12 protein-coding genes are annotated in these 17,200 nt (G+C 42.5%); 7 read left to right on the top strand and 5 right to left on the bottom strand.

What is annotated here, in order from left to right; all coding sequences use genetic code 11:
* Positions 1-532: 532 nt before the first annotated feature.
* Positions 533-1,051 (bottom strand): YcxB family protein, encoded by a 519-nt coding sequence (locus tag AC1XUE_RS00820; RefSeq protein WP_483354025.1) that lies wholly within the window; start codon positions 1,049-1,051, stop codon positions 533-535.
* 201 nt (positions 1,052-1,252) lie between these two features.
* Here AC1XUE_RS00820 and AC1XUE_RS00815 point away from each other — a divergent pair, with 201 nt between their 5' ends.
* The 7 genes from AC1XUE_RS00815 to AC1XUE_RS00785 all read left to right on the top strand — a co-directional run bounded on the left by AC1XUE_RS00815 (position 1,253) and on the right by AC1XUE_RS00785 (position 11,755).
* Positions 1,253-1,792 carry an RNA polymerase sigma-70 factor gene (locus tag AC1XUE_RS00815; protein WP_483354024.1) on the top strand — a complete coding sequence of 180 codons (540 nt, stop codon included), beginning with the start codon at positions 1,253-1,255 and terminating at the stop codon, positions 1,790-1,792.
* Positions 1,793-1,877: 85 nt separating this feature from the next.
* A complete protein-coding gene (locus AC1XUE_RS00810) occupies positions 1,878-2,561 on the top strand; it encodes a hypothetical protein (RefSeq protein WP_483354023.1) in 684 nt (227 codons plus the stop codon).
* Between the two features lie 13 nt (positions 2,562-2,574).
* On the top strand, positions 2,575-3,786 hold the full coding sequence (locus tag AC1XUE_RS00805; RefSeq protein ID WP_483354022.1) for a hypothetical protein: 1,212 nt from the start codon (positions 2,575-2,577) through the stop codon (positions 3,784-3,786).
* A gap of 567 nt (positions 3,787-4,353) precedes the next feature.
* On the top strand, positions 4,354-6,771 hold the full coding sequence (locus AC1XUE_RS00800; RefSeq protein ID WP_483354021.1) for a TonB-dependent receptor: 2,418 nt from the start codon (positions 4,354-4,356) through the stop codon (positions 6,769-6,771).
* 15 nt (positions 6,772-6,786) lie between these two features.
* A complete protein-coding gene (locus AC1XUE_RS00795) occupies positions 6,787-8,007 on the top strand; it encodes a hypothetical protein (protein WP_483354020.1) in 1,221 nt (406 codons plus the stop codon).
* Complete coding sequence (locus tag AC1XUE_RS00790) at positions 8,004-9,248, top strand: PepSY-associated TM helix domain-containing protein (protein ID WP_483354019.1); 1,245 nt, start codon at positions 8,004-8,006, stop codon at positions 9,246-9,248. Before AC1XUE_RS00795 ends, AC1XUE_RS00790 begins: the two co-directional genes overlap by 4 nt.
* A 65-nt stretch (positions 9,249-9,313) precedes the next feature.
* On the top strand, positions 9,314-11,755 hold the full coding sequence (locus AC1XUE_RS00785) for a TonB-dependent receptor (protein WP_483354018.1): 2,442 nt from the start codon (positions 9,314-9,316) through the stop codon (positions 11,753-11,755).
* A 75-nt stretch (positions 11,756-11,830) separates the two neighbouring features.
* Here AC1XUE_RS00785 and AC1XUE_RS00780 read toward each other — a convergent pair whose 3' ends face one another.
* The 4 genes from AC1XUE_RS00780 to AC1XUE_RS00765 form a co-directional block, all read right to left on the bottom strand.
* Positions 11,831-14,656, bottom strand: coding sequence for a PVC-type heme-binding CxxCH protein (locus tag AC1XUE_RS00780; protein WP_483355986.1), 2,826 nt, complete (start codon positions 14,654-14,656; stop codon positions 11,831-11,833).
* A gap of 304 nt (positions 14,657-14,960) precedes the next feature.
* Positions 14,961-16,226: a DUF2264 domain-containing protein gene (locus tag AC1XUE_RS00775; protein WP_483354017.1), complete on the bottom strand. Its 1,266-nt coding sequence runs from the start codon at positions 16,224-16,226 to the stop codon at positions 14,961-14,963.
* Between the two features lie 87 nt (positions 16,227-16,313).
* On the bottom strand, positions 16,314-16,829 hold the full coding sequence (locus AC1XUE_RS00770) for a hypothetical protein (RefSeq protein WP_483354016.1): 516 nt from the start codon (positions 16,827-16,829) through the stop codon (positions 16,314-16,316).
* The gene (locus AC1XUE_RS00765; protein WP_483354015.1) at positions 16,829-17,176 is read right to left on the bottom strand and encodes a tetratricopeptide repeat protein; all 348 of its coding nucleotides are present in this window, start codon (positions 17,174-17,176) and stop codon (positions 16,829-16,831) included. Before AC1XUE_RS00765 ends, AC1XUE_RS00770 begins: the two co-directional genes overlap by 1 nt.
* Between the last annotated feature and the right edge of the window lie 24 nt (positions 17,177-17,200).

Raw genomic sequence — 17,200 nt, 5'->3', positions numbered from 1 at the left:
TACACGAATAAAGCACGGATATGATGTACATGAATAAACAAATTCGTGAAGATTCGTGTATCCGTGGCCAATTAAACTCTTGACACAGATCTACCAATAGCGCACTAATTTGATTTCTGCAGATATAAAAATTCATACTAATCGGTGTATCCGTGGTCAACTTCTAATCTGCCACTGATGCACGAATAAAGCACGGATATGATGTACATAAATAGACAAATTCGTGAAGATCCGTGTATCCGTGGCCAATTAAACTCTTGACACAGATCTACCAATAGCGCACTAATTTGATTTCTGCAGATATAAAAATTCATACTAATCGGTGTATCCGTGGTCAACTTCTAATCTGCCACTGATGTACGAATAAAGCACGGATATGATGTACATGAATAAACAAATTCGTGAAGATTCGTGTATCCGTGGCCAATTAAACTCTTGACCCAGATCTACCAATAGGTCGCGGTTTCGATTTTACAGATATGAAAATTTGTGCTAATCGGTGTATCCGTGGCAATAATCCATTCCAATTATCTCATGACTTCCATTTTATTTTCGGACCGACTACACCTTTCATCAAATTTTTGAATTCCGCTACATCTTCAGTGGTAAATGCCCTCTTAGGCATAATATTAGCTGAAGCCTCAGTGGGCTTAACAAGAAAGAAATCTGCAGTCTCAACAATTGAATGAAATTTCTCCCACTCCATAAAGTTTGAGAAAGACTCTCCTTTCATTCTGAATCCATTTCCATCTATTCTTACCTTCACTTCCTGTACAAAGGGATTTTTAGTTTTGATGAGATTCGGCACCTGTATTTTCGCAGTAATCTCGGACAAAAAGGTAAGATATACACCCATCAGCAATGGGAACAAGTACGACATGCTGAAGTAGTAAATTCCATTTACTATATTGACAGTAGTGGTAAACACCATTACCACCAGCAGGAAAATTCCTAAACCTCTCAGAATTTTGGTGATCAGCCTGGAGCTGTTATTTTGCACTAAACCTCTGTAAACTTCCTTTTCTGTTAATTTATATTCGATTTGCACCATAGATGAGAGAATGAACGTAAAATGTTAACGCAAGATAAAGTGTAGCTCCGCCACAGCAAAGTCTCTTAATCTAAAATATCCCAGTGAATCACTGTGGTTTATAGCCGAATCTAAAAATTAGATTAAAAAAGATAGAAATCTTATTTGGACTTGTTTTAAACAAGATGCTATATTTGCTATCAGTTCGATTACAATGTCCTTATGACAAACTCTCATATCTCATCCACCACATTTCGTATTGACGAGCAATCTTTCCGGGAGATTTATCTGCAATATTGGGATAAGGTCTATGCTGTGTGCTCCAGCAATCTGAATGACAGCGAGGTAGCAAAAGGAATGGTACAGGAAATTTTTAAATCATTATGGGAAAGAAAGGATGAACTGGAAATTACAACATCTGTAGAGCGCTATTTGATCCGGTCAGCTAAATTTAAGGTATTTGAATACATCAGAAATACCAGCAGCCGGCGTGAGCATAGTCAAAAAGCATTGACGAATTACTGTAATCATACCTGCTGTACTGAGAATGAAATCATGTACAATAGTTTGAAAAGCAAAGTAGATACACTGGTCGACACACTCCCCTGCCAATGCCGCAATGTGTACAGAATGAGCCGTGAGCAAGGACTCACCAATCGTGAAATCGCGTCGAACCTGCTCATCTCTGAAAGAGCAGTCGAGTATCATATCAGCAAGGCACTATCCATGCTCAAAGCTAATCTTTCTGAATACTTACATTAGTTTTTATAATTGCACCTTCGGCAATATCATTTTTATGCTACTTTTACTTAAAAGTGGGTCGATATAGCATTGCAAAAAACTATCCATGAAGGTCACCAGAGAACTTATAGAAAAATATCACGCGGGAAAGTGTACGCCGGAGGAAATGCTCATGGTTGAGGAATGGCTTCTTGACGACGAAGCGGAGGAAGAGTATGTCACTCCTAAAGCATTAGACAGAGATGCACTTCGCGATAGCATCTGGGAAGATCTTCAGGCAGACATTAATCCTTTACAGCCTGTCATCCCTGAAAAGAAACCGATAGGATTGTCTCTCAAAATGATACCCTTCCGGAAACCTGCCGTAGCTGCGGCAGCAGTATTGCTAATTGGTTCATTTCTTTATTACGCTAAACAGCAGGAAACCAGCCAGAAATTATTTGTACTCAGCAATGCTTCAGATACTTCTAACAAGAAGGTCAGCGGCAGCCTTTATACGATTAGCCTTGCTCCGAAAAGTAACATAGAAATCGATAACAGCACCGGGACTATTGATTTTTGCGGAGCTGTACTTATAAATCCTAAACAAGATATAGAGTTTACCATACAGGGAACTTGTGCTGCAGACGATGAAAAAGAAAAACTTTTCCTGAAAAAGGGACAAAACTACATTGCCATGAACTACAATAGCCACGACAATGAAAACGAAATGATTATTCTCGAAGAAGGATCACTTACAAGTCTTCCACCTATCGTGAAAAGGCAGCTCATGGATCAATTCAATATCTGACAGTTGTGTGTAAATGAGATTTCGATTATATACCTTTCTTATCTGTCTATCGTTTCTATGCACTTATTTATCCGGCTGTACTGAAAAAGAACACGGGGCTGCCTCAAACAAAAAGTATAGTATTTATGTAGGAATGACAGGAGGTAAAGAATTTCTCGTAACTACGGACACCATTGATTCAGGTACTATTAATCCCGAAAAGCAGGGAGCTGTAGTCGACCCACCAAGAATATTCCATGACCTTATTGTTCAAAATGGTTATTACTATCGCTTGGATCAGCGTACAGGTATGTTCAGCGAATCCACAATAGCAGATGGAATACTTAAAGAAAACAGATCTGTAAAAATTGCAGGTTTCAACGATATTGAAAATTACAATTGGATCAGTAAGGATTCCTTGTTACTGGTTGGTTACGAAGAGAGAAGCAGAAAGGCAATATGTGCTAAAATTAATGTTCGGAACATGACGGTTGTTCAGCAGGAACTTCCTATTCCCACTCCCTTTGGTAAATACAATTGGATGTCTGTCGGCTTTACCAAGTTTTTTGGAAACAAACTTACAGTGGGATATTGTTACCACAGTACTACCAAATTGCACAGCTACACTACCAGCGATACTTTGTATGTGGATGTGATCAGTTATCCTGAATTCAAAACGATTAATCGTTTAAAGGATACCCGCTCCACCTATCCCGGGGGAATTAATTCAGCCATGCAAAGCTTTTTTACTGATGAGAAAGGTGATTTTTATTTCCTGGCATGCCCGGGCATTGTGTCGGGGAATGTACCTCAAAAATCAACGGGCATTTTTAGAATTAAAACAACAGTAAAGGAAATCGATCCTGATTATTTTTTCAACATCTCCGGTTCCCCCATCCAAAATCATGGGTACGGGCTATGGTACCTGGGAAAAGGAAAAGCGATTGTACGTACGGAACACAAAGGACTTTTTTCCGGTGTGAATGATCATTACAAAACACATCATATTGAGTATTATCTGCTCGATCTGGTTCACCAAACGACCAAAAAGCTGCAACTTCCTCTTGACAAAGGAACCAGAAAACAATGTGTGCTGGTAGAAGACGGCATTGCTCATATTGCCATCAATTCAGATAAAGAAGGAAGTGCTGTTTGGATTTACAATCCGGAAAATGACAGTCTCAAAAAGGGGCTGCAACTTTTGGGTGAGGTCAATTACTTCCTGCGTCTGGAAAGGCTGAATTGAGATTATAGCATAGTGCCTTTCCCTTTGGTGCTAATATCTGTCAGGCTCAGCTGGCGGATGCGGCGCGGTGGAAGTCCAATCATATATGAATATTCAATCAGGACAACACATTTTATCACGGTGGGCTGCACTCGGAAACATCGATGTACTGAATTTGCTACGAATATTACGGCGCTCTGCGCCTTGTACCCAGCAACAATCGTGTAAGCCTGATGTAAGCTAAGCTTTTAGTCACAGAAATCATTGTGGATCAGGGAATCATCAATTCTCTCAATCGCACGGATGCCCCCTCTGCTTAGGGTGACATTCAATAAGGGTATTCAGAGCACTTTGGAATTCAAATCCATTCAAACTTATTAAACCAGCCTTGCTTACGTTTACTTTATCCAATTTTTCGCAATGAACACAACTCTCCTCTATTCCATAACAAACTATTTATCAATAACTTAAAATCGATGTAAATCTCACAAGTAAAAATCCCATCTAAAATTACCAATATTTTTCTCTCACGACCTTCGGGATAAAAGTGTCTGCGCTACTTCCATAGAGTAAGTAATAAAAAACTTTATGAATTTAACATTACGCAGCAATTATACCAGGTTTACTATTACCTCTATCATGCTGCTGTGCTCATGGCAGAGTATGGCTCAGATCTACGTTCACGGAATTATCAAAGGAATATCGGGAGAAGGAATTCCCGGTGTTGCGGTTCAGATCAAAAATTCATCACGGGGCGAACATACCGACGCTGACGGTAAGTTTCGTATCAATGGTCTTCAATCCGGAACCTATCAACTTTTGTTTTCGGCAGTAGGATATAAGAATCAACAACGGGATGTGACGCTGAAAAGCGGACAAAATCAGGAAGTGCTGATCGTGATGGAAGAAAACTCACAGCATCTGAATGAAGTTCGCGTTGTTGGGAAAACAGAAAGCAGAGCACTTAAGGAGGGCGCCTACAACGTCAATGCACTTGATACGAAGGTATTTGCGAATACATCTTCCGATATCAACCAGGTGCTTAACCGTATGAGTGGTGTCAGGATACAGGAAAGTGGTGGTTTGGGTTCCGACTTTCGGTTTTCATTGAACGGCCTCTCCGGAAACCATATTAAGTTTTTTATCGATGGAATACCCATGGAGTCATTCGGAGGAGGTTTGTCGTTGAATAACATACCCGTCAATCTTGCCGAAAGAATAGAAGTGTATAAAGGTGTTGTTCCAGCTTACCTGGGGTCGGATGCACTGGGTGGTGCTGTCAATATAGTTACCAAAGGCAAAGGTAACAACAAGCTGGACGCAAGCTATTCCATCGGTTCGTTTAACACCCACCGTGCGGCCCTTTCAGGAAGTTACACCGCTCCTAAATCCGGAATTACGGTCAACATCAGCTCTTACTACAATTTTTCTGACAACAACTACTGGATGCGGAATAATCCTGAGGCGAATGTAAAATTACAGGTAATTGAAGATGGTAAATTCGTTGTAAAAGATCGTCTCCGACGTTTTCACGATGGTTTTGAATCCTACATGGGACAAATTGAAGTGGGGATATCCAACAAAAAATGGGCGGATGTATTTGTTCTGGGTTTGACACATACCAACACGTATAAGGAACGCCAGACCGGTGCTACCCAGGACAAAGTAATTGGTGAAATGACTAATAAAAGCCACAATATTGTTCCCTCCCTGCGTTACCGCAAAGACAATTTATTTGTTAAAGGACTTGCATTAAGGGCTTTTGCTAATATTTCGAATGACAAATCGGTAGTTACGGATACAAGTTCAAGAACGTGGTATCAATGGAATGGAATTCCTGATCGTGTAAATCAAACCAGCGGAGAATTAAACGTAAACAAGTCTATCACGCATCTTACGGGAGGAAATGCACTTGCCCAGCTCAACCTGAACTATGCGCTGACACCCAACCACATGTTCAACCTGAACTATAACTACAATGCTTCATTCAGGGAAAGTTACAATGAGATCGATCCTTACAATCACTCCTATGACCGGTCAAACCGCCTGAACAAAAAGATTCTGGGATTTACCTACCAACAGGATTTCTTTGATTCAAGGCTATCTAATAGCTTCTTTGTCAAACATTTCGGCTTTTCAGGTAAGGTAATCGGTGCCGATAGTTCCGTATCCAAAGAGCACTCCAGCTATTGGGGATATGGCGGGGCTTCCCGATTCAAACTGACAGAAGGAACGGGTATTAAAGCTTCCTATGAATATGCGCTTCGATTGCCAGGACTGATCGAACTGTACGGAAACGCGGAAGAGGTGATCGGAAACGCCAATCTTCAACCAGAAAATAGCAACAACTACAACCTTGGCGTGTTTTTCACCAAACGCGTAAACAGTCATACTTTCTTTGCCGAAGCGTCAGCTTTTTACCGTAACACCAAAAACTACATCTATTCCATGCCTGCATTAAGCTCCGCAAGTGGAGATTTTTCCATGTACTACAATGCAGGAGGAATCAAAATCAACGGGTTCGAAGCAGATTTGAGATATGAGTACTTTCGCCTACTCAGCTTTTCTGTGAACATGAGTTACATGAACGCCGTAGACCGGGAACGCTACGTACGGGGAACCAACCGCGAAAAGATCACCTACCTGAGCCGTATTCCAAATCAGCCGTGGCTCTACGGTAGCACTGATTTCAACATAGGGAAAAGCGATCTGTTTGGAAAAGGTACGCGTTTACAGTTCAACTGGTTTACCCAGTTCATCAACAGCTACTCACTCAGCTGGTCGAAACTGGGAAACAAATCGACTAAGGATTACATACCATTGCAATTCATTCAGAATGTAGGCATTACTTACTCGCTGAAGTCTGGCAGATACAATATTACTCTTGAAAGCCGCAATCTCACTGATCAGATTGCCTATGACAACTTCAAACTACAGAAGCCAGGTCGCTCTTTCTTTTTGAAACTGCGGTATGTGCTCTCTTCTTACAATCTTTTTAATTATTAATCAATTTCTAAATATATGTACAATTCACTTAAACAATGGGTTTCGATCCTGAGCGTATGCTCGTCACTGTTCTTATTCTCCTGTAACGACAAGGATGGAAACGAAACGGTGACACCATCAACTCCTGGAGAATATGCAGTAATTTTTACCGCAGATAATGGCAACTCATACATGCTTAACGCATCGTCTTTGACAGAGGGTAGCATTTCGGCCGTAGGTAAAGGGACAGATGTAACGAGCATATTTACCTGGGAAGAAAATATTATTCAGAAAGGGCGTGACTTCTATCATTTGGACCCTAACGCAGGAAAATTCGGCAAATACCGTTTTGAAAATGATGTATTATCTACAGTATCTGAAATTGTATTTACAGCTTTTCCGAGTCCATATCTTGGATGGCACGTATGGTTGGACGACAACCAGGTGATGTTCGGACCAAGAAGCTCTAACTTGTATGCGATCGTAAATACATCTACAATGACGATTGTAAAAACGGGAGAGTTTGAAAAAACAGGTATTCCGGCTGACCATAGCAGGAGAATTTTCTCTGCCATTCCAAAAGGCAACAAGCTGCTGATCGGATATGGTTTGTATAATGAAGTGACTAAGGTTCACTACGACTCTTCTTACATGGCGGTGATGGATTTCCCAACACTTACTAACCTTACTGTTACAAGTAAAGATGGTCGCTCGGCGCCTATTGGTGCACTGCGTAACGGGTACTTCAGCCAGTTCAGCGAAGGTGGAAACACTTACGTATTGACACACCCTATCGCACTGGGCGCCAATAAGCCGGCCATGCCAACAGGTTTTTATCGCGTGAAGGACGGCAGCTACGAAATCGATCCCGGTTATTTTTTCGATGTTTCAGCCAAACGCAACGGAGACAAGCAGCTGGGAGTAGGTTACCTGGGTAATGGCAAAGCACTTCTCATCAGTGCACATGATGCAGAAACAAACGTAAAAGAATGGAACGACTGGTGGTATGCTTCTATGTGGGAATATCTGGTTGTAGATGTGAATACGCAACAGGTAGTTAAAAAACTTGATCTTCCTTATGTACTCAATTCACGTTCGGCAGTAATCCATGAAGGAAGTGCCTACATCGCGGTTAATGACCCTAATGCAGATGCCATTTACGTTTGGGAATACAATAGTGAAAAAGATACTTTCACCAAAGGGTTGAAAATTGAAGGAGGTAGTGACAACACACCTACTCTGTTCAAACTGAATTGATTTTTTTTCAGTCGGCAGCGCCACTTACCAAAGTTGGTGTGGAGCTGCCGATGTTGTACCTGAGCAAAATTATGTTTACTAAAATAAATGCATGGATACACCTGTGGCTCGGATTATTTTCCGGCATAGTTGTGATAATTCTCAGCGTGACAGGATGTTTGCTGGTGTTTCAACAGGAAATATCTGATATTATCTATCCGTGGCGATCTGTAGAGGCGCGTACCAGTGAAGAACAATTACCTCCCTCAGAGATATTTAAGGCAGTTAAGGCTTACGTTCCGGACAAAGAAATACAAAGCATCTGGTATTACGGTCTTGATAAATCCGTAAAAGTTAATCTCAAATCAGATTCTATTCTTTATGTAAATCCCTATACGGCCGAAATGCTCGCCTTTAAGGATCATGAAGATTTCTTCCACGAAATAGATGAGGGACATCGTCACCTGTGGCTTCCTCCCAAATACGGCGACCCGATTGTGGGCTGGGGTACGTTCATTTTCTTTATTTTAACCCTAAGCGGGCTCATACTTTGGTTTCCAAAGAAATGGAGCAAAGCAAATATCAATAAAAGTTTCAAGATCAAGTGGAAGGCCAGTTTTAAAAGGGTTAACTATGACTTGCATAATGTATTGGGTTTTTACAGCTTGCTTCTGGCGTTGATTATTGCCATTTCTGGTCTTGTGATGAGCTTTCAATGGGCGCGTAAAAGTGTATACTGGCTTAGTGGCGGAGTGAACAAGCCTCGCAAGGAACGCCGGAATGAGCCAAAGGAAGAAAAACCAGTTATCACGATGAAAGAGGCTTTGTTGATGCAAAAGACCGACCAGATATGGAACAAGGTCCGTAAGGAGTATGCTATCTACAATAAGGAAGAAGTCATTATTGGTTATCCGAAAGATGCAAGTGAACCCTTGTACACCTGTACAGATATGATTTACGGTTCATGGCGCTATATCTATTTTGACTTACAAACCATGCTGCCAACCAAAGGTACCCAGACGCCTTTAAGCGAAGAGAAGGCTGCCGACTGGATTATGCGTGCGAACTATGGAATCCACACCGGTCTCATTCTGGGAACAACAAGTAAAATCCTCTATTTCCTTGCAAGTCTGGTCTGTGCCAGCTTACCTATCACAGGATTCTACATTTGGTGGGGAAGACGAAAAAAGGATAAATCCAAAAAGGTCAGAACCAGTAAGACAGGGACTGCTACCGTCGATCCGCGATTAGCAGCCAGATAGTCTTACGTTGCCTTCATCGTCTACGTTTGTGCATGGTTTAAACGCTGGCATCACTAACAAAACATATGAACAAATACTACCGAATTTATACTGTTTTCTCACTGCTGTTGTGCAGTCATATTCTGGTTGGACAGGCATCCAAAACGCCTTATCTTGTGAAAGGTAACGTCTCCGACTCATCCACAAAAAAGACGATTGAGTTTGCCACCATCAGTATTCTTGATGCTGAACAAAAAGTGATAGCACTCACCTACTCTGATGAAAATGGTAATTTCAAATCGTCAGACATTTCCGAAGGAAGCTATTTCATTAACCTTTCATTTGTAGGTTACGGGCAGAAAAATCTACCTTTCAAAGTCAGCAGCCAGAAACCAGTATACGATTTCGGAAATGTATTGCTCAATGCTCAGATCAATCAGTTGCAGACTGTTACCGTAACTGGTAGCAAACAGCTTGTGGAACAGCAACCCGGTATGCTTATTTATAATGCTGAAAAAGACATCAGCAACAATGGTGGTACTGCTGCAGACGTACTGCGCAAGGCTCCTATCCTTAATGTGGATGCGGCTGGCAATGTATCCATGCGGGGTAATTCCAATCTCAGGATACTTATTAATGGCAAGTATTCCGGTCAGATGGCAAGAAGCCCGGGAGATGCATTGAATATGATGCCGGCCGGATCTATCAAGTCGGTGGAAGTAATCACAAGCCCCTCTGCCCGTTACGATGCTGAAGGTGCTGCCGGGGTGATCAACATTATTACTAAAAAAGGGCAACAGAGTATGAGCGGCACTATTGAAGTAGTCGGAGGAAATCTGGAGCAGGCAATTAATCCAAGACTTTCTGTTAACCGGGATAAATGGAATATCAATTCCACTTTGCACTTGCACCGTTTCCGTAACAAAGAATTAACCGAACTTGACCGCACTACACTTGAAAATGGCCGCCCAACAGGACGCCTTTACCAGGAAATCACAAAAGACAATACCAATCCGCACAGCTCGGGTGATGTACAGATTGAATATACCCCCGACTCTCTAAACCTCTTCAATTTTTCTGTGAATGGCTGGTTGGGCAGATGGCCTGACAACAGTACACAACGTAACCGCCGATTCTCTGCAGATGACGCGTTACTCGAAGAATATCAGCAATCGGCTACCACCCAGGCTCCTAGTAAAGGGTTCGATTTGAACCTCGGGTATACCCGCAAATTCAAAAAACCGGGAGAAGAACTTTACCTGATGGCACAGCACAACCGCTCAACCGATGATTTCAATTATATTTCCTCTCAAACAGGACTGGAGAGAATTCTTCTTTACAGAGAAACGAATGACAACCGTACCAATAATAATGAATGGACTTTCCAGACCGATTACATTTTACCGCTGGACAAATCGGGACAACATGCCCTTGAAACGGGATTGAAAGCAATACTTAGAAATGGTGGAACGAACTACAATGTACAGGAGAGCAGCGACAGCAATCCGGATGTATTGGTTCCGATTGGTTCACGATCGGATCAGTTCGACTACAGGCAGTATGTGGTTGCTGCTTATGGGCAACTCAAACTCAAATGGAAAAACGGTTGGGCTTTACATGCAGGAGCAAGAATGGAAGGCACCTTTCTGGAAGGCAAACAACGCATACAGAATACTTCTTTCAATAATGAATTCTGGAATTTTGTACCAAGCGCAACACTATTCCGAAAACTCAATGCAAACAACAACCTTACGTTGAGTTATACCAAAAGAATATCAAGACCATCGCTATGGGATTTGAATCCGAATGCAAATAGCCAGGATCAGAATAATATCACTGTCGGTAATCCACGCCTCAGACCTGAGGAAGTTAATCAGACAGAATTTACGTATGCATTGCAGACTGATAATGATGTTTTCCTGAACTTCTCCCTGTTTACCCGCAAGACCAATAATTCAATAGAAAGTGTGGTTTCAATAGGAGATAATGGTGTTGCCACAACTTCGAAGCAAAATCTCGCATCCAATGCGCAGCATGGGCTTAACTTTTCAACCTCCTTCCCTATTTTACCCGGATGGAAGTTCAATAGCAATGCCAATGTGAGATATGCCAAATTCCAAAGTGGTGCTTTAAATATCAGTAATGATGGTATTGCCTGTGGAATTAACCTGAATAGCAGCTGGAAACTTCCGAAAAACTTCAGCGTTCAGGTATATGGTGATTACGATGCCAAGAGCGTGACTCTACAAGGATATGAGTCGTCCTGGTTGTACTACAGTTTCTCTGCAAAAAAGGAAATTCCCTCTAAAAAGCTGACTGTTACGCTGACAACAGTAAGTCCGTTCGGTCAATACATTTCACGAACAGATGTGGTACGGGCTTCAGATTTCAATTCGACGCTCAACAATCGCTACATGATGCGCTCAGTGAGACTGTCTCTGAACTGGGAATTCGGAGGTTTGATTAAAGGAACGCAATCAAGAAAAATAAGTAATGACGACCAGAAGAATGTAAAATCCGGAGGATAACCAAATCCTCAGCAGGAAGACAAAAGGACGTGCAAAGCAATCTTTCACGTCCTTTTCCTATATCTCTTCTCCACACTATTTCTCCAGATATTTACCAATCAGCATAATACTTTCATGCTGGTTATGAGAGCCGCTTTTTACTAATTTCTCATTCAGTTCTTTTAATGCCTTTTTAGAATCTACTGAGCCAATCTCACCTATTCTCTGAATAGCATAAGGCAACATTTTAGGAAATACGGATTTCTCAGCAATAGCAAGTGTACGGCTGGCATCCAGTGCCGCCAGGGGTTCAAGTCCGTACCAAACCATTAATGGAAGATTATGATCATCCTTATCCTCCACTTTGGAAGCCAGTGCCTCCATTACTTCCCAGCGAGATGCGATGTCGATACGCTGCATGGAAGCAACCAGATACAGTCTCACCAGGGCAGATTCTTCATTCTTTGCCATTTCAGCAAACTTTTTAAGTGCATTTACTGAAACAATTTTATCCTCTACGATCAGCTGAACAGCCCAGCTTCGGATATATTCATCCTTATCTTTTAGTAATGCTTCTAATTCTTTATCACTAATCCCACCTGTAACATGGAGTGTCCATAACGCACGAAGTTTGCGGGTTACGTCCGGATTGTTATTCAGTATTTCCCAAATCGCTTTATGTACTTTCTTGTTGGCTCCGCGTTGTTGTAGTATTGTGCGCGCCTGCCTTACATACCATTCATTGGCATGAAGCTGATATGCAACCAATTCTTTGTCCGTCGCTTTGGACAAATCCACTTTCACCCACTTGTCATTGTCATGAGTAATTTTAAAAATCCGGCCCATGGTTTTATCATGTACATCCGGATTGGGGCTGTGGCACTGGTTTTTATCGTACCAGTCAATCGCGTAAACCGAGCCGGAAGGATCATATTTCATATTCAGCCACTGTGACCAGCTGTCGTTCATCGCAAGAAAATCGGGCTGGTGAGTGGCTATATAACCCGACCCTTTTCTTGTCAATTGGTCAATATTAAGCCTGGCCCCATTGATGTTATTCATAAAAATCTGGTTTCGATATGCCTCGGGCCAGCTGTTGCCACCCAGGTATATCATCGCCCCTGCATGCGCATGGCCACCACCGGCAGAAGCTGACCTGAAATTACCCGCATGTGGTCCCCGCTCTCCCACCCAGTGTACATGGTCAGCTATGGTTTTGATGTCATCAAAAGTATAAGGATTGAAATGATTGCCGGCCTGACGCTGGTAGCGCGCTCCTTGTATGACATGATACATATGTGGAATCACACAAACCGTAATGAACGGATGACCGTAATCATTGAAATCGATACCCCATGGATTGCTGCTTCCCTCAGCAAACACTTCAAATATATGTTTAGTAGGATGATAACGCCATACTCCAGCATTGATTTTGATCCTGTCCTTATCCGCTGCACCCGGTTTTCCAACATTAGAATGGGTAAAAATGCCATGCGTTCCATACAGCCAGCCATCAGGTCCCCACCTGAGGTTATTGAGCACTTCATGCGTATCCTGGGTTCCCCATCCGTCGAGAAGTTTCTGAACCGGGCCAGCTGGTTTACCATTTTTTTCATCAATAGGTATAAAAAGCAGATATGGTGCTGCTCCCAGCCAGACACCTCCCATACCTACCTCTATCCCGCTTACGAGGTTGAGTCCTTCTGCAAAAACTTTTCTGCTATCCAGTGTACCATCGCCATTGGTATCTTCAAATATTAAGATGCGATCCCTTCCCTGTCCCTCTGGTGCCGGCACAGGATAGGTATGTCCTTCCACCACCCACAATCTGCCCCTCGAATCTATCGTAAAGCTGATTGGGCGTACAATATCGGGCTCTGCAGCTGCTAATGTTACTTTGAAACCCTGGGGAGGCGTCATCGTTTTGGCCGCATCTTTTCCCGAGAGGCCGGCATTCAGAACGAGATCCAGAGGGGGTAATACAATGATATCCTTTTGCTTTAATTCATTGGGAAATTCCGGTCGGGTGTCATAAAATCGAAAATCATCAAAGTTAATATGTGCCCACTTATCATGTGGTATATAGGGAATTTGAGATATTCCTGTTTCGTTATCAATAATTCTGATAAAGATCTGCTGTCCCTTATAACTCGTCAAGTCCACCACAACGGGTTGTAAAGTAGCTCTTCCCTGCCCTGTGATATGAAATAGTACCTGTTGGTTGGCTGACTGCACGATTTCTACCCGCGTATCCTGCAGGGCTCCACCAGATACCTGAAAAGCGGCAAACGGATGAGTGACTGTAAACGGTGATGATTCGATTTGTCCGGTAAGTTTAGCATTGGCTGTGCCTCCACTGCTCAAAAAATGCTTCCCCTGGAAACCGATATGCATTTCCTTCTCGTGTACAGGAGAGGGTTCGGAAGAATATACAGGATTTTTGAAAGCTTCACCAGTAGCAGTCCAATCGGAGAAATTACCTTGTTCCAGGTCCAGATCAAGTCGTCTCCCATTCTGGACAGGAAGGTATCCGGCAGATTTGAATTCTGAAATCACACCATCCACTACTTCAAAACTGCCTACCATGCCTGCAATGCGATGTCCTGGTACAGAACAGTAATAGGTATCACTTTGCTCAGCTTTAAATACAATGCTGGTGCTTGTTCCTTTCTCAAGGATAACATTACTTTTGATACCCAATTTCTCCAGAGCAATATCATGCGTCATTAGCTCCCCATTGGTGATTGTGATGCGGACGCGATCTCCCTTATTGGCTTTCAGTACCGGATTACGCGCACCATCTCGCGCAAAGAAACCCAGCATGGTAGCTTCCAGCGCATAATCCCGGTCAAAACGGGCAGTATCTGTATTGGCTGCTCTACTCTTTTGGGCAAAAGTTGTTTCCCATGCCAGGCAAGCCATAGCAATGAATAGAAATTGGAAGCTTGGTCGAAAGGGCATAAGAAGATCAACTTTAATAGAAATATTCGATGTAAATCTATAAAAAAACCAAATATTTCATTCTAATTACTTACCTTACTTTTGATCTCTTTCTCCTTAGTATATCTTATCCAACAACCATCTCCCAAAGCAAAATTATTAAAACACAAGAAAGCCATAGCCATTGTATGCACCGCTTTGGCATTCAGCTTCCTGCTCATTTGGATATGCTGGTCATTATTTTTTGTCGGAGCGCCAATAACTTTTTTACTAACTGCAGGATTTCCTACCTCAAAGATGCTCCGTGATCATTATGGAAGTCTTCTCCGCTCCATATTTTCTGTGAGCTCCATTTTTCAGCCGGATCCGCCCAGAAAGGATCTGTTTCCGGCAGGCCTAAGGGCAGAAAAATACTCGTCGCCAGATAGGGACTTCCTTGGTTATTGTATACATCTGCCAAATCCGGCTGTGAGCCATATAGGCCTAACGTAAGCCAACCCTTATCATAGGTGGTCGGACTTTCCAGGGTTTTGCGGATCACGGCAGTTAGCGCTCCACGTACCTGCGCTGCTTTAAGGTCATCAGGTAGTCTGCGTTTCAGTGCCATATTAGCCAAGTGATGAAAGGCAGCACCACGGTAGATAATGGATCGGCCGGTTGCCGGGAAGGTGCCATCACTGTTGATCAAACGCTCCTGAATAACGGCATACCTTTCATTGCGCTTTCTGATTTTGCCAAACATGCTGTTATAGGCATTTGTCTTTTGTCCGATTACATCCGCAATGTCTGTAAGATAAGGATGGATGACAAAGCTGTTATAGTAGTCGTAAGCATAGGATGTTCCATCCATATACATGCCATCACCAACATACCATTGTTCGAGCTGTTGCAGAGCATAATCTACCCGCATCGGATCCCAGTCATACCCGTATTTACTAAAAAAAGTTTCGGTCATGGCAGAAAAAAGCAACCAGTTGGAAAAAACAGGTTTGTATCGTCGTGTACTTGTCAGCGCTTCTACCATACGCTGCTGGTCTATTGATCGTAAATTTTGCCATAGCCATGGCGCTCTGACAAACGCTGCAGCTAAAAAAGATGCGTCCACCAATTGCTGACCGCCCAGATCAAAACGCATGTAATCATTTTTGGTGGAATCCAATGCATTAGCTAATCCATCCAAAGCCCATTTTCTATATTGATTTCTCAGGGCCACCTCTTCCTTAGATCCGCCCTCCAATTGTAACCATGGCGCAATGCCGCTTAGCACCCTTCCAAGTACTTCCAGATATTGCACCTGTATCCGCTGCGCTTTGTTATCAACCCTGATCGAGGTGACCTGAGGCATTACAATACGCAAACTGTCTTTCGCAAGCGACGCCATGACAGGGCGACACATTTTATCCATTTCAGCCAGCCAGAGCGCTCGGTCAGTGATGACTGCTAACTTCTTATGTTCAACCTTTTTCTTTTGTGCAAAAGACAGCTGATTCAGATTTAAGGTAAAAAAGGAAACGAATGCAAATAGTATAATTTTGGTATTCAAATGTTTCATAGATGTAGGTTGATCTGTCCGGTTCACACAAAATGATATAACTGGCAGAAGGTCAAATTAAACAGAAAAAGGAAATTCATACAAGTATTACTGACTCATCGTGAGTGCTCTTTTCATAAATCCACCCACAAAGCCCGCAACAAATGTAAGGATCAAAGAACCATACAATCTAAAGTTCTCTATCTCAATTTGCCCGGTTGTTTGCGGTTGAGATGTAAATAGAAAGTAACCCGAAAAAACCAGTACAGCCTGCAGTGTAGCCAGAATCCAGCCCTTACGTGGTTCAGCAAACCCAAGAGCAATAGCACAAACCACGGCAATCATGTAGGGTAAATGCACACTCTCCGCATTTTTAATAACCAGGATGACCAATGCGCTGGTAAACAAAACTAAAATCATGCTTACCATCAGTTTCTTATCAAGAAACGGACCACTGCTTTTCATTACGCTGCCGGTTTTTACCAATGAAAGGATTTGTTTTGCCCTTTGCTCATCTCTGCTGGCAGAGTCATGTTGATCAAGCTTCTTACAAATCAAGGCACGAAAATGATATGGCTCATCGCTCGTTTCCTCTGCCTTGATAACAGCTTTATCTGCAGACATTAAAGCATCCTCGTAATTACCGCTTGCAATTTGCCTAGTTCTAAATGAGCAAGCCATACGTCTTGGTCTACACTGAGTGCAGATCTGATGTCCGATTCTGCCTGAAAGAGTTGTCCCTTAGATTTGTAGCAAAGCCCGCGGTACAGGAGTGCAATACAAGAGTTTGGTTTCCGGGATACAGCGTGATTAAAATATGTAAATGCTTGCTCAAATTCTCCGTTACGATACTGTAAGATGCCTGTAGCAAATTCTACCTCTTCTTTCTCCGATTTACTTCTCAGATCGGCATAATTGCGCAGATAATAAATATAACCGCAGAATGTAATAACGGCCAGCAATTCCAGCATATTCAGGAGCTATTTTGAGTTGGA

The sequence above is a fragment of the Dyadobacter sp. HNCC25DJ187 genome (genome assembly GCF_056895255.1).
Note: the sequence above shows the minus strand (reverse complement) of the source record. Positions and strands in the feature narration are given on the sequence as shown.

Coding starts and splice junctions, on each gene's coding strand:
- AC1XUE_RS00775 (WP_483354017.1), bottom strand. CDS start 16,226: ATGAAACATTTGAATACCAAAATTATACTATTTGCATTCGTTTCCTTT.
- AC1XUE_RS00800 (WP_483354021.1), top strand. CDS start 4,354: ATGAATTTAACATTACGCAGCAATTATACCAGGTTTACTATTACCTCT.
- AC1XUE_RS00785 (WP_483354018.1), top strand. CDS start 9,314: ATGAACAAATACTACCGAATTTATACTGTTTTCTCACTGCTGTTGTGC.
- AC1XUE_RS00820 (WP_483354025.1), bottom strand. CDS start 1,051: ATGGTGCAAATCGAATATAAATTAACAGAAAAGGAAGTTTACAGAGGT.
- AC1XUE_RS00815 (WP_483354024.1), top strand. CDS start 1,253: ATGACAAACTCTCATATCTCATCCACCACATTTCGTATTGACGAGCAA.
- AC1XUE_RS00805 (WP_483354022.1), top strand. CDS start 2,575: ATGAGATTTCGATTATATACCTTTCTTATCTGTCTATCGTTTCTATGC.
- AC1XUE_RS00810 (WP_483354023.1), top strand. CDS start 1,878: ATGAAGGTCACCAGAGAACTTATAGAAAAATATCACGCGGGAAAGTGT.
- AC1XUE_RS00795 (WP_483354020.1), top strand. CDS start 6,787: ATGTACAATTCACTTAAACAATGGGTTTCGATCCTGAGCGTATGCTCG.
- AC1XUE_RS00780 (WP_483355986.1), bottom strand. CDS start 14,656: ATGGCTTGCCTGGCATGGGAAACAACTTTTGCCCAAAAGAGTAGAGCA.
- AC1XUE_RS00765 (WP_483354015.1), bottom strand. CDS start 17,176: ATGCTGGAATTGCTGGCCGTTATTACATTCTGCGGTTATATTTATTAT.
- AC1XUE_RS00770 (WP_483354016.1), bottom strand. CDS start 16,829: ATGTCTGCAGATAAAGCTGTTATCAAGGCAGAGGAAACGAGCGATGAG.